This window comes from Massilimicrobiota sp. An105 (assembly GCF_002161155.1).
GTDB lineage: Bacteria > Bacillota_I > Bacilli_A > Erysipelotrichales > Coprobacillaceae > Allocoprobacillus > Allocoprobacillus merdigallinarum.
In genome coordinates, this window is record NZ_NFLY01000036.1 from 16,517 (window position 1) to 28,426 (window position 11,910).

The following is an 11,910-nucleotide window of genomic DNA, read 5'->3' on the forward strand; positions in this document are numbered from 1 at the left end:
ACAATGATCAGAAAGATATTACAAATCAGGAATCTATTAATGGCTTTATTGGTTGGAGAATGTGGTATATTATTTGGCTTATATCTTTTATTGAATACTCCGATATTGTTGGCTTTTAGTGTATATGCGCTTATTAAAAATGTTATTATTTTCTTGATTGTTGTTTATATTTCTTATGTTTTAGAAAATAATCAATTAAGTGTTGAAGAAGTTTTAAATAAAGATGCTAAAAATGCATTTATATTTGGTGGTATTGCTTTAATTCAGTATGATGAAAATAGAAATATTGTATGGACAAGTGATTTATTAAAGGCCATGAATATTAATATTGTAGGGGTTAAGCTTTTGGAATGGCAACCCCATTTGGCAAGTCTTTTTGATGATGAAGATGTCAAAGTGATTGATATTAAAGGTAAAAAGTTTGAAGCTTATATTAATCAGGGAACTAAGCTGATTTATTTAAAAGATGTCACACAGCTCATGTCTTTACAACAAGATTACTTAGATCAGCAGGTTTGTATGGCTTATATTACAATTGATAATTATGAAGAAACATTGGAAAATGCTGATGAACCTAAGATGGCTTTGATACAATCACGTTCTAGACAAGTTATCGTAGATTGGGCATATTCCAATGGGATTATTATTAGACGTTTTAAATCAGGTGGTTACTTAGCATTTTTTAATGAACGTATTTATCGTAAACAAGTTGAAAATAAATTTGCAATATTAGATACATTTAAAGAAATGTCAAAAGAGTTAGATGAAGTGATGACTTTAAGTATTGGTATTGGTAAAGATTCTCGTGTTTTAAGAGAACTTGATGAAATGGCTTCTGCTGCATTGAATTTAACGTATTCACGTGGTGGTGACCAGGTGGCTGTTAAATCTGGAGAAGATAAGAAAGTCAGATTCTTTGGTGGTAATAGTGATACTTTTGAAAAGAGCAGTAAAGTCCGTGCGCGTGTCATTGCACAATCTCTAGCAGGGCTTATCAAAAATGCCAGTCAAGTAATCGTGATGGGGCATAAGAATTCAGATTTGGATTCATTTGGAGCATCACTCGGTGTGGCTAAGATAGCTATGGCCTATGGAAAGAAAACAACAGTCATTGTTGATTTTGAATCCATTGAAAAGAAAACTAAAGAAGTCGCTGTTTTGGTTAAAGCTGATCCACGCTATAAAGGAATGATTCAATCAGCTAGTGAAGCAATTGAGCGTGTTGATAAAAACACCTTGTTAATTGTTGTGGATAATCATAAATCCAGTCTAGCACTTTCTAAAGCTTTGTTAGAACGTGTCAAAAATAAGGTTATTATTGATCATCATCGTCGTGGTGAAGAATTTATTGAAGCACCAGTTTTAACATATCTAGAGCCAGCGTCTTCAAGTACTGTAGAATTAGTTATAGAGCTTTGTGATTATCAAAATGTAGATTTGAAAATCAATGAACTGGATGCTACAATAATGTATGCTGGAATGCTGGTTGATACAAATAACTTTAAACAGCGAGTGGGTGTGCGTACTTTCCAGTCAGCAGCGCATTTGAAAGAATTACAGGCCAATGTGCCAATGGCTTATGAATTTATTAAAGATTCTTATGAAGAAACGTTGCAGCGTCTTTCTATTGCCCAGACAGCCTATCAGTATCGTCCTGATATTTTGATTGCCTGTGGTCAAGAAAGCGAGGAATATAATTCTAGTTTATTAGCTAAATCAAGTAATGCATTGCTTGAAATTAGTGGTATTAAGGCAAGTTTTTCCATTGGTAGAATTTCTAAAACAAAGGTCGCTATCAGCGCGAGAAGTACCAAGGATATGAATGTACAGGTCATTATGGAAGCCTTGGATGGTGGTGGTCATTTTAGTATGGCTGCAGCACAGTTTGAAAATAAAACGATTGAAGAAGTACGTCTTTTATTAGAAGAAAAAATACAAGAATATTTAGATGATAGAGGTGAAGTATAATGAAAGTGATTTTATTACAAGATGTTAAGAAAGTAGGAAAGAAAAACGATATTGTCAATGTTGCTGATGGATATGGACAAAACTTTTTGATTAAAAACAATTTAGCCGTTTTAGCAACTGAACATGGGAAAAAAATGGTTGCTCAAACAAAAGAAAAAGAAAGATTGGAAGAATTAGAAAATAAAAAGAAAGCTGAAGAATTAAAAGAAAAAATTGAAAGTCTAACATTAGAATTTAAGTTATCATCTGGTAAAGATGGTAAAACTTTTGGAAGTATTTCAACGAAAAATGTTGTTGAAGAATTAATGAAAACACATGGAATTAAAGTGGATAAAAGAAAGTTCATTAATGCTAGACCCATACAAGCTTTAGGATATACAAATTTAAAAATTGAATTGCATAAAGGAGTTATTGCGACAATAAAAGTTCATTTATCTGAAAAATAAGGAGGGAAAAAGATGGCTAGAGAATATCCCCATGATTTGGTAGCCGAAAGATCATTGCTAGGATCTATGTTGATATCAAGTGATGTCTGTCAGACTGTTTTATCATTAGCTTCAAAAGATGATTTTTATTTGGATAGCCATCGTATTCTTTTCGAGGCTATGCAAAATATTTATGCTGATAATAGCCCTGTTGATGTCACAACATTAACATCTTATTTAATAGATAAAAAACTGTTAGATAAAACAGGTGGTGTTGAATATCTTTTAGAATTAAGTGAATCAGTGCCAACAACATCTCATAGTGAACATTATTTAAAAAGATTAAATGAAAAAGCTTTGTTGAGAAGATTGATTAAAGAATCAACAGAAATTATTGAAAAAGCTTATGGAGATGTCGAAAATATCAATGATTTTATTGGTGAAGTTGAAAAAGATTTCTTAAATGTCACAAGAGATCGTAATGCTGGTGAATTCCAAAATGTTAAATCAGTGATTCAAAAAGTGACAGATCGTTTGGTGATGTTACAAAAAGCAGATGGGAAAATATCTGGTGTTAAAACTGGATATTATGATTTAGATAAATTGACATCTGGTTTTCAAAAAGGTGATTTGATTATTTTGGCTGCACGTCCATCTGTTGGGAAAACAGCTTTTGCATTGAATGTAGCTTATAATGTTTCTTATAAGTCAGATGAAGCAGTCGCTATCTTTTCACTGGAAATGCCAGCTGAGCAGTTGATTCAACGTATTATCTGTTCAGCAGGAAGTTTAAAAGCTGAATCTTTGCGTTCAGGTTCTATTTTAAAAGAAAGCAGTGAAAGGTATTATGCAGCTGCTGATAAAGTCTCTAAATGTAATTTATATATTGATGATACTCCGGGTATTCGTGTTGGAGAAATTGCTGCGAAATGTCGTCGTTTAAAACGTGAACAAGGTTTAAAGATGATTGTTATTGACTACTTGCAGTTGATTTCAGGACCTGCGAATAGTCGTGAATCTAGACAACAGGAAGTATCAGATATTTCACGACAATTAAAAATGATTGCCAGAGAATTAGAAGTTCCAGTTTTAGCTTTAAGTCAGTTATCTCGTTCCGTTGAAAAACGTGATAATAAGCGACCTGTTTTATCAGATTTAAGAGAATCAGGAGCTATTGAACAGGATGCCGATATCGTTTCATTTATTCATCGTGAAGATTATCAGGATCCTAAAAAAGAAGCTGAAACACAAGGAGCTACCGATATTATTATTGCAAAACACCGTAATGGGGCCTTGGCTGATATACGTCTTGTTTTCTTAAAACAATTTAGTAAGTTTGCCAATCCAGCAAGATCAGATCAGCAAATTAATCCATTAGAAGGTGTTAAAGATTTAAGAACATAAATATCTGACAAAATGAAGGAGTTTTGAACTCCTTTTTATTTAAAAATGATTTTATAAAGGAGGAACGTTTATGATTTTCACAACCAAAAGGTTAATTCTTAGACCGTGGGAAGAAAGTGATGCGCAAAGTCTTTTTCGATATGCCAGTGATCCTGATGTTGGACCGATTGCAGGATGGCCACCCCATCAAAGTGTGGAACAAAGTTTAGATGTGATACGTCATGTTTTTAATGGTGATGAATGTTATGCGATTTGCAAAAGGGATAGTCATGAAGCTATTGGGGCTATAGAACTAAAACTCAATGGGCATACAGATATGACTGAACGTGATGATGAATGTGAGCTTGGATACTGGCTGGCCAAACCCTATTGGGGAAGAGGCTATATGCCTGAAGCTGGCAGAGAATTGATTCGACATGCCTTTGAAGATTTAGATATGAAGACTATCTGGTGTGGGTATTATGATGGGAATATGAAATCTTTAAGAGTACAGGAAAAGCTAGGATTTATTTATCATCATAGTTGTGATGAGGTGCCTGTACCTTTGTTGAATGAAGTAAGGATTGGTCATACAAATTATATGACAAAAGAATCTTGGGAAAAGATGAAAGAAGGGAATTGATAATGTTATTTCCTTTTGAAGATGCACCCAATACAGCAACGCTGATCTGTTGTCATATTCTTGATCAAAATGCTTCCATTTTATATGTTTTTCATGATGAAGATGATGGAATGTGGCAATTTTTATGTGATCAACAACATAGCAGTGAAGAGGCAAGGTTAGTTTCTCTAGAATATGTATTCCATTTAGATCCTTCCATTGCAGCTTTAAAAGATATGCCCTGTGGCTATTATGCACAAAGAAAGTCAAAATACGAGAATTGGATCATAAGTAAAAAATCATGATATGAAAGACAAAATAAAAACACACCTGCGGGTGTGTTTTCAATATATCATTTATCCTTCAAATGTAGGACGGATAACTAAATCAGAAACATCAACACCATCTGGTTGAGAAATCGCATATAGGACAGCATTCGCAATTGTTTCTGGTTGAAGTCCAAATTGTTCATAAAATCCTTCGACCATCTTCTTATGATCATTTTCAACGACATGATTTAATAATTCTGTCTTGATAGCTCCAGGATAAATTGTTGTTGTACGAATATTTTTACCTTCCTGATTTGTTTCACTGTTAAAAGATTGTAACATCACTTTGACAAAATGCTTTGTTCCACAATAGACTGCATTTCCTGGAACCAATGTCGTTCCTGCTCTTGATGAGGTAATAATGATATGTCCAGAATTTTGCTGATAGAATTCTGGAATAATAGCGTACATGGAATTGAGGACACCTTTGATGTTGATATCAACCATATCCATCCATCCTTTGAGATCTAATTCAGACATATTTCCAGCTGGCATAATACCTGCATTTGCAAATAAGACATCGACCTTTCCAAATTTTTCTTTAGCTAATTTTACAATAGCTTTCATATCTTCTATATTTGTTACATCTGATTTTAAATAAATAGCACTATCACCTAATTCATTAGCTAATTTTTCTAAACGTTCTTCTCTTCTGCCACTTAATACAACTTTAGCGCCATGTTTAGCTAAAACTCTAGCTGTGGCTTTACCAATACCAGAAGTGGCTCCTGTAATGATAATGACTTTGTTTTCTACATTTTCCATTTGATTTTCCCCCTTTTGACAACATCATTTTATCAAAGAGATTAATAAAAAAATAATTGTTAGAAATCATAGATATATGACTATAAATCATAGTATAATATGATTATAAGGCATAAGGAGAAGATGTTATATGGAATTAAGACAATTACAGTACGTTATCAAAATCGCGGAATGTGGCACAATGCTCAAAGCGGCTCAAGAGTTGTATATATCACAATCGGGTTTAACACGTTCTTTAAAAACATTAGAAAAAGAACTTGGGATGGAATTATTTGATCGTATCAACAATCGACTCATATTAAACGAATATGGAAAAACAGTTGTGGAAGAAGGAAAAGATATACTCAATCATGTTGATAAGCTACAGGAGAAAGTCAAGAATCAATATAATCGCAATATGAATATGTTCATTGGTTCTTGTGCCCCGGCACCATTATGGGCTTTGAGATATACGATGAAACGTCAATACCCTGATATGTCTTTTGGATATGAAACAAAGGCTGACGCTGAAGAATTGATTCAAGGCTTCAATGAACATGATTATTCAGCTATTATTTTAGACTATCCAATAAATAAAGAAGATGTTGTTTGTTTTCAAATATGCCAGGAAGTTTTAAACATTTCAACAACATCCCATCACCCCCTAGCAAACAAAAAGACCATAACTTTTGAAGAATTAAACGGTGAAAATTTTTTGGAATATAATAATACAGGTTATTGGCATGAAGTGTGTGTAGACAATATGCCTGATTCACATTTTATTGTACAGGATGATTTGGAATTGTATGGGATTCTTCAAAGACAATCTTCTTTGTTGACTTTTAGAACAAGTTTGACAATACCAAGATTTCATCTCTATGAAGATAGAGTTTATATTCCTATTACGAATCCAGAAGCGACACTGACTTTCTATTTGATATGTCATCAAAATCATTTTGATAAAATTAAAAAGGTACAAGCGCATATCAATGAAGTAGACTGGATACATTATCGTAATGAAGATTTTGAAATTATATAAAAACACAAGGAAAGTTATATTATGATTGTCTTTTGGATTATAGGAATTTTATTTTTCGTTGTAGGGCTTTTATGTTGTGTACCTGAATATGTGAGATTATTAAGGTATCATGGTCGTGTCATAGGAACAATAACAAAAATAGAGAATAATGGACAAAATGCCAGAGCTATATTTGAGTATGATGTGGATGGACATCACTATACACAAAAAACGCAATGGACATCAAATGATGTGTTTATTGTTGGAAAAACATGTGATGTTATCTATAATCAGAAAAAACCTCATCTTTCATATATCAAGAAGAGTGGACAATGGATACGTTGTCTTGTAGGGACATTATTTGTAATTGTGGGAGTGATTGTGCTTTGTTTAGGTTTCTTTTTTCAAAGTATATTATAGATAAATAATCAGGAGGAATATCATGATTTTAGAAACAGAACGTTTGTTTTTAAGAGAATGAGAACAAAGTGATTTTGATGATTTAGCTCAAATATTACAGAATCCACATGTGATGTATGCTTATGAACATGAGTTTTCAAAAGAAGATGTTCAAACATGGCTAGATCGTCAAAGAAAAAGATATAAACAATATGGATTTGGATTATGGGCCATGATTTTAAAAGAAACAAATGAAATGATTGGTCAGGCAGGTCTGACAATGCTGCCTTATCAGAATACTCAGATATTGGAAGTGGGTTATCTGTTAAAAGAGGAGTTCTGGCATCATGGATATGCCAAAGAAATTGCATTAGGCTGTCAAAAATATGCTTTTGAAAATTTACAGGCAGATCAGTTATATGCCATCATTAAAGCTGATAATATTTCATCTATCAAGGTGGCAGAGAGTCTTGGTATGAAAAAGGTAGATGAGTTTATGACAGGATATTATAACGGAGAGACACTTCATTATTTATATACAATTGAACGTACAAAATAAAATCAATAAAAAAATGATAGACATCAAAAGATGAATATCATTTTTTTATGTGCGTTTATCAAATTGTTGATGGCATGTTGGGCAAGTAATAGTAATATTGCCTTTTCCTTTTGGAACTCTTAAATATTGGTGGCAGTGAGGACATTTTAAATATTTATGTGTTTTACGATATTTCCATTTATTTTTTTGACGATTAAAGAATTTTCTTATTCCAGATGTTTTAGCTAAAAACCATTCATTTTCCATATTACGTTTATAAATTTGTTTAGAAAACATTCTATATAAAGAATAAATAATAACCGCATAACACAAGAATGAAACAAATGGAACAAATAAAGAAATCACAAATAAAATAATATAACTTATAAATAAGAAATTTCCAAACTGATCAACACCATATCTGCCATACATAAAGTTTCTTAACCAATTCATTTTTATCACCGATTTCTATTATAAAGACGAATTATGAATGAAATATGACTTTTTGAATTCTTTATCTTTTAAATTCATTTTATTTGAAGAAATAATTGGAATACCTCCTATTGATAATGAGATTTTTGTTGATGAAAGATAGAAATAACTCATAATCGAATCTTGATTGATTATGTCAAAATATATTCAAAACTTATAGTGTTTGTAGTATAATGGATATTCGTGGAGGTTGAATTTATGTATAATCAATATCGAGAAGGATGGCTTGAAGTGATATGTGGATGTATGTTTGCTGGAAAGACAGAAGAACTCATTCGTCGTATTAATGTTTTATCTTATGCTAAAAAGAAAATAATTGTATTTAAACCTGAAATTGATAATCGTTATTCTGATAAAGAAATCGTTTCACATGCAGGAACAAAAGTCCCTTGTATTGTTGTAAAGGATTCTAAAGAAATTTTAAGATATATTAAACCTGATACAGAAGTAATTGCTGTAGATGAAGTTCAATTTTTTGATAGAGATATTGTTGATGTTTGTGAATACTTGGCTGATAAAGGATTACGTGTGATGGTTGCTGGTCTTGATAAAGACTTTAGAGGTGAACCATTTGGTGTCTTACCAGAATTATTAACACGTGCTGAATTTGTCACAAAGTTGACTGCTGTATGTGCAAAATGTGGTGCACCAGCAACGCGTACACAAAGACTTGTGGATGGTTCTCCAGCTTCATTTGAAGATCCTATTGTTTTAGTAGGGGCTGTTGATCATTATGAACCACGTTGTCGACATTGTCATGAGATTTTAAATAAACCACATAAATTTTAAAAGTTCACACTCAAGACATATTTCTCATATATATTAATAGTGTCGAAAGACAAATACGATAGTATTGATTCCCCTCAAATCTATCATATATCCCTAAGAAAGAGATGCAACCCCAAAGCATCTCTTTCATTTTTTGGTATATTTTCATTATTTTGACATAATCATATATATGGAGGATTTTATATGATCTTATGTCATCAGGAAGATATACAAAAATTAACGACTCAAGAACTTTTTCAACAACATAATTATATTTGTTATTTAAGGGGAGATGGATGGCAAAAAGAACAACATTATGTTTTTGACTATCCTTATTTATACCTCTATGCTTTTCATATGCATGTCATAAAGGAGATAGAACAAAGAGGTTATAGTGTAGATCCTTTATGGAAAGATTCGTGCTTTAGAGGAATTCATCGTGGATATGAAATTTCAATGCTCACGTATGATGATTTGGATATACCAATACATTTATATAAAGAAAATTAAAGAAAAATGAAATGTTCATATCTAATTCATATTGACAAAGTATATTATAGGTGTAAAGATAATAGAATCCATAAAAACTCCCTTTAGAATATGTATTCTAGAAAGAATCAGGTTTCTGATTCTTTTTTCTTTTTCTAAATCATGTATAATAAAGATGGGTGAAGAAAAATGAAAAGAATACTATTTGATTTAGATGGGACATTGACAGATCCATTTTTAGGTATTACACGTTCTGTAGCGTATAGTTTAAAATCTTTTGGCATTGAAGTTGATGATTTAGAAACATTAAAACCATTTATTGGTCCACCTCTAGATGTGTCTTTTAGAGAGTATTATCATATGGATGAAGCACAAAGCTGGAAAGCTGTTGAAAAATATCGTGAGTATTTTTCAAAAAAAGGATTATTTGAAAATAAAGTTTATGAGGGTATGGAAGACTTTTTACAATCATTACTGAATATGGATATGAAATTATATGTATGTACCAGTAAGCCTGAAGTGTTTGCAAAGGAGATTCTTGATCATTTCTCTTTAACACCATATTTTACAGGTATTTATGGCGCAACCTTAGATGGAAGTCTTAAAAATAAAGGGGATGTGATTGCTCATTGTATAAAGCAGGAACAGCTCAATATTCAAGATTGTATGATGGTTGGTGATCGTCAACATGATATTGTCGGAGCGCATCAAAATCAAATACCTTGTATTGGTGTCTTATATGGTTATGGAAGTTTAGAAGAATTTCAGGAGTATCATTGCGATTATATAGCTAAAGACTTGATAGAATTAAAAAAGATAATAGAGGAATGGAAAGATGTTAAGTAAATATCAACAGATTTATGAAGATTTGAAACAGAAGATTGAAAAAAATGAAATTCAGTCCAATACATTTTTGCCAAGTGAAAATGAACTCATGAATATTTATCAATCATCTCGTGATACCATTCGTAAATCCTTATCCTTACTCCAATTGACTTTCAGGAATTAAAACAATTATTAAACGATTGGCAATTAGGTATGCAAAATGGGAATGGCTGGAATGCTGTATTTTGGTGCTGCCATGATCAGCCACGTGTTTTATCACGTTTTGGAGATGACAAGAATTATCCAAAAGAATCAGCTAAAATGCTAGCCACAACAATCCATATGCTAAGAGGAACACCTTATATTTATCAGGGTGAAGAAATCGGAATGACTAATGCCTATTTTACAGATATTCATCAATATCGTGATGTTGAAAGCTTAAATGCCTATCAGATTCTTAAAGATAAAGGTGTACCAGAAAAAGAGATTTACCAGATTCTATTGAGTAAATCAAGAGATAATGCACGTACACCTATGCAATGGAATGATCAGGCATATGCAGGATTTAGTGATGTCAAATCATGGATAGAACCGATTTATAATTATAAAGATATTAATGTAGAAAAAAATCTCGAAGATCAAGATTCAGTTTTCTATTATTATCAAAAGTTGATTCAATTAAGAAAACAATATCAAGTCATTAGTTTAGGAACATATGAACCACTACTATCAGATCATCCCACACTATATGCCTATAAACGCCAATATCAAGATCAGGAAATCATTGTTTATAATCATTTCTATGGTGATCAGACAACATCTATAAGCATAGATGCAACTCAATATGATATTCTGTTATCAAATGTCAATCGCCAGACATTAGAAAATGAAATGATGTTAAAACCATATGAGTCACTTGTACTGATTAAAAAATAGATCATTATATAAATAAAAACATATCATTATTGAATTGTTTATATGGGATACATAATTGATATTATGTATCTTTTTTTATGAAAATAACAAAAATAATGATATATTTTCTATTTTTCTGTATTGAAATGTATATTCATGTTTCACAAAACACATAAATAATGTTAAAATATTATCCATATAGATTTGAGGTGAAATCATGAAAAAAACAATGCGAGAAGCTTTTATTGCTTCCATACCAGTCATGATGGGATATATTGTATTGGGGATGGCATTTGGTATGTTACTGGAAAGTGAAGGATATTCTTTTTTATATGCGTTAGCTATGAGTGTGTTTATTTATGCTGGAAGTATGCAGTTTGTCGCAATCAATCTTTTAACATCAGGGGCAACTGTTATTAATACAATAATTATGACATTATTGATTAATGCCAGACATCTGGTTTATGGTCTATCCATGATTAAAAAGTTTGAAGATATGGGAAAACTCAAACCCTATATGATTTTTTCTTTGACTGATGAAACCTACTCTTTATTGGTCAGTGCTAAAACTCCAGAGGGATGCAATCAAAAATATTATCTTTTTTTTATTTCTTTATTTGATCAATGTTATTGGATATTAGGAAGTTTAGCAGGAAGTATTATAGGCTCATTATTGACAATCAACACAACAGGTTTAGACTTTGCAATGACAGCTTTATTTATTGTGATTGTCTTAGATCAATATTTAACGACAGATAAACATCTTTATACATATATTGGTTTTGGAATCAGCATTGCCTGTTTAGTGATTTTTGGAAGTGAAGCTTTTATTATTCCTTCAATGATTGGGATTATTTTAAGTTTGATTTATGTTTATATGAAATAGGCGAAGTCTAGAAGACCTCGCCCCTTCCCGAACCGTACGGGCACCTTTCAATGCATACGGCTCTCCATTTCTAAATGAGTTTTCGTTTTGTCATTTGATTGTATTCTAA

General features: G+C 31.8%; 15 protein-coding genes and 1 pseudogene. 14 read left to right on the top strand and 2 right to left on the bottom strand.

Features of this window, described 5'->3' with window-relative positions; translation table 11 throughout:
- Window positions 1–3: 3 nt before the first annotated feature.
- The 5 genes from B5E48_RS10035 (at window position 4) to B5E48_RS10055 (ending at window position 4,703) form a co-directional block, all read left to right on the top strand.
- Window positions 4–1,968 carry a GGDEF domain-containing protein gene (locus B5E48_RS10035; RefSeq protein ID WP_087304958.1) on the top strand — a complete coding sequence of 655 codons (1,965 nt, stop codon included), beginning with the start codon at window positions 4–6 and terminating at the stop codon, window positions 1,966–1,968.
- A complete protein-coding gene (rplI, locus tag B5E48_RS10040) occupies window positions 1,968–2,414 on the top strand; it encodes a 50S ribosomal protein L9 (protein ID WP_087244834.1) in 447 nt (148 codons plus the stop codon). The genes B5E48_RS10035 and rplI overlap by 1 nt, the downstream gene beginning before the upstream one ends.
- 12 nt (window positions 2,415–2,426) lie before the next feature.
- The gene (gene dnaB, locus B5E48_RS10045) at window positions 2,427–3,797 is read left to right on the top strand and encodes a replicative DNA helicase (RefSeq protein ID WP_087244835.1); all 1,371 of its coding nucleotides are present in this window, start codon (window positions 2,427–2,429) and stop codon (window positions 3,795–3,797) included.
- Between the two features lie 70 nt (window positions 3,798–3,867).
- Window positions 3,868–4,419, top strand: a complete 552-nt coding sequence (locus B5E48_RS10050; protein ID WP_087304959.1) for a GNAT family N-acetyltransferase — start codon at window positions 3,868–3,870, stop codon at window positions 4,417–4,419.
- 2 nt (window positions 4,420–4,421) lie between these two features.
- Entirely contained in the window at window positions 4,422–4,703 is a 282-nt protein-coding gene (locus tag B5E48_RS10055; protein ID WP_087296865.1) for a hypothetical protein, read from the top strand.
- 51 nt (window positions 4,704–4,754) lie between these two features.
- On the opposite strand, the gene B5E48_RS10060 is transcribed toward B5E48_RS10055, so the two are convergent.
- Entirely contained in the window at window positions 4,755–5,492 is a 738-nt protein-coding gene (locus B5E48_RS10060) for an SDR family oxidoreductase (RefSeq protein WP_087304960.1), read from the bottom strand.
- Window positions 5,493–5,622: 130 nt separating this feature from the next.
- Here B5E48_RS10060 and B5E48_RS10065 point away from each other — a divergent pair, with 130 nt between their 5' ends.
- From B5E48_RS10065 to B5E48_RS10075, 3 genes and pseudogenes are all read left to right on the top strand, one after another.
- Complete coding sequence (locus B5E48_RS10065; protein ID WP_087304961.1) at window positions 5,623–6,510, top strand: LysR family transcriptional regulator; 888 nt, start codon at window positions 5,623–5,625, stop codon at window positions 6,508–6,510.
- Between the two features lie 21 nt (window positions 6,511–6,531).
- Window positions 6,532–6,909: a DUF3592 domain-containing protein gene (locus B5E48_RS10070; protein ID WP_087304962.1), complete on the top strand. Its 378-nt coding sequence runs from the start codon at window positions 6,532–6,534 to the stop codon at window positions 6,907–6,909.
- Between the two features lie 73 nt (window positions 6,910–6,982).
- A pseudogene (locus tag B5E48_RS10075) lies at window positions 6,983–7,447 on the top strand (GNAT family N-acetyltransferase); the annotation flags it as partial.
- Window positions 7,448–7,492: 45 nt separating this feature from the next.
- On the opposite strand, the gene B5E48_RS10080 reads toward B5E48_RS10075, so the two are convergent.
- Complete coding sequence (locus B5E48_RS10080) at window positions 7,493–7,879, bottom strand: hypothetical protein (protein WP_087304963.1); 387 nt, start codon at window positions 7,877–7,879, stop codon at window positions 7,493–7,495.
- 237 nt (window positions 7,880–8,116) lie between these two features.
- On the opposite strand from B5E48_RS10080, the gene B5E48_RS10085 reads away from it, so the two are divergent.
- The 6 genes from B5E48_RS10085 (at window position 8,117) to B5E48_RS10110 (ending at window position 11,801) form a co-directional block, all read left to right on the top strand.
- The gene (locus B5E48_RS10085; protein ID WP_087244838.1) at window positions 8,117–8,707 is read left to right on the top strand and encodes a thymidine kinase; all 591 of its coding nucleotides are present in this window, start codon (window positions 8,117–8,119) and stop codon (window positions 8,705–8,707) included.
- Window positions 8,708–8,890: 183 nt separating this feature from the next.
- Entirely contained in the window at window positions 8,891–9,196 is a 306-nt protein-coding gene (locus B5E48_RS10090; protein ID WP_087304964.1) for a pyrimidine dimer DNA glycosylase/endonuclease V, read from the top strand.
- A 168-nt stretch (window positions 9,197–9,364) separates the two neighbouring features.
- The gene (locus B5E48_RS10095) at window positions 9,365–10,021 is read left to right on the top strand and encodes an HAD family hydrolase (protein ID WP_087244840.1); all 657 of its coding nucleotides are present in this window, start codon (window positions 9,365–9,367) and stop codon (window positions 10,019–10,021) included.
- Complete coding sequence (locus B5E48_RS10100) at window positions 10,011–10,184, top strand: GntR family transcriptional regulator (protein WP_087244841.1); 174 nt, start codon at window positions 10,011–10,013, stop codon at window positions 10,182–10,184. The genes B5E48_RS10095 and B5E48_RS10100 overlap by 11 nt, the downstream gene beginning before the upstream one ends.
- A gap of 29 nt (window positions 10,185–10,213) precedes the next feature.
- Entirely contained in the window at window positions 10,214–10,936 is a 723-nt protein-coding gene (locus B5E48_RS10105) for an alpha-amylase family glycosyl hydrolase (RefSeq protein WP_241146961.1), read from the top strand.
- A gap of 196 nt (window positions 10,937–11,132) precedes the next feature.
- Window positions 11,133–11,801, top strand: coding sequence for an AzlC family ABC transporter permease (locus tag B5E48_RS10110; RefSeq protein ID WP_241146962.1), 669 nt, complete (start codon window positions 11,133–11,135; stop codon window positions 11,799–11,801).
- Window positions 11,802–11,910: the final 109 nt, after the last annotated feature.

What these genes read in the sequence shown, in the direction of transcription:
- B5E48_RS10060 (WP_087304960.1), bottom strand. Translation starts at nt 5,492, where the DNA reads ATGGAAAATGTAGAAAACAAAGTCATTATCATTACAGGAGCCACTTCT.
- rplI (WP_087244834.1), top strand. Translation starts at nt 1,968, where the DNA reads ATGAAAGTGATTTTATTACAAGATGTTAAGAAAGTAGGAAAGAAAAAC.
- B5E48_RS10050 (WP_087304959.1), top strand. Translation starts at nt 3,868, where the DNA reads ATGATTTTCACAACCAAAAGGTTAATTCTTAGACCGTGGGAAGAAAGT.
- B5E48_RS10105 (WP_241146961.1), top strand. Translation starts at nt 10,214, where the DNA reads ATGCAAAATGGGAATGGCTGGAATGCTGTATTTTGGTGCTGCCATGAT.
- B5E48_RS10055 (WP_087296865.1), top strand. Translation starts at nt 4,422, where the DNA reads ATGTTATTTCCTTTTGAAGATGCACCCAATACAGCAACGCTGATCTGT.
- B5E48_RS10095 (WP_087244840.1), top strand. Translation starts at nt 9,365, where the DNA reads ATGAAAAGAATACTATTTGATTTAGATGGGACATTGACAGATCCATTT.
- dnaB (WP_087244835.1), top strand. Translation starts at nt 2,427, where the DNA reads ATGGCTAGAGAATATCCCCATGATTTGGTAGCCGAAAGATCATTGCTA.
- B5E48_RS10110 (WP_241146962.1), top strand. Translation starts at nt 11,133, where the DNA reads ATGAAAAAAACAATGCGAGAAGCTTTTATTGCTTCCATACCAGTCATG.
- B5E48_RS10080 (WP_087304963.1), bottom strand. Translation starts at nt 7,879, where the DNA reads ATGAATTGGTTAAGAAACTTTATGTATGGCAGATATGGTGTTGATCAG.
- B5E48_RS10070 (WP_087304962.1), top strand. Translation starts at nt 6,532, where the DNA reads ATGATTGTCTTTTGGATTATAGGAATTTTATTTTTCGTTGTAGGGCTT.
- B5E48_RS10035 (WP_087304958.1), top strand. Translation starts at nt 4, where the DNA reads ATGATCAGAAAGATATTACAAATCAGGAATCTATTAATGGCTTTATTG.
- B5E48_RS10090 (WP_087304964.1), top strand. Translation starts at nt 8,891, where the DNA reads ATGATCTTATGTCATCAGGAAGATATACAAAAATTAACGACTCAAGAA.
- B5E48_RS10100 (WP_087244841.1), top strand. Translation starts at nt 10,011, where the DNA reads ATGTTAAGTAAATATCAACAGATTTATGAAGATTTGAAACAGAAGATT.
- B5E48_RS10085 (WP_087244838.1), top strand. Translation starts at nt 8,117, where the DNA reads ATGTATAATCAATATCGAGAAGGATGGCTTGAAGTGATATGTGGATGT.
- B5E48_RS10065 (WP_087304961.1), top strand. Translation starts at nt 5,623, where the DNA reads ATGGAATTAAGACAATTACAGTACGTTATCAAAATCGCGGAATGTGGC.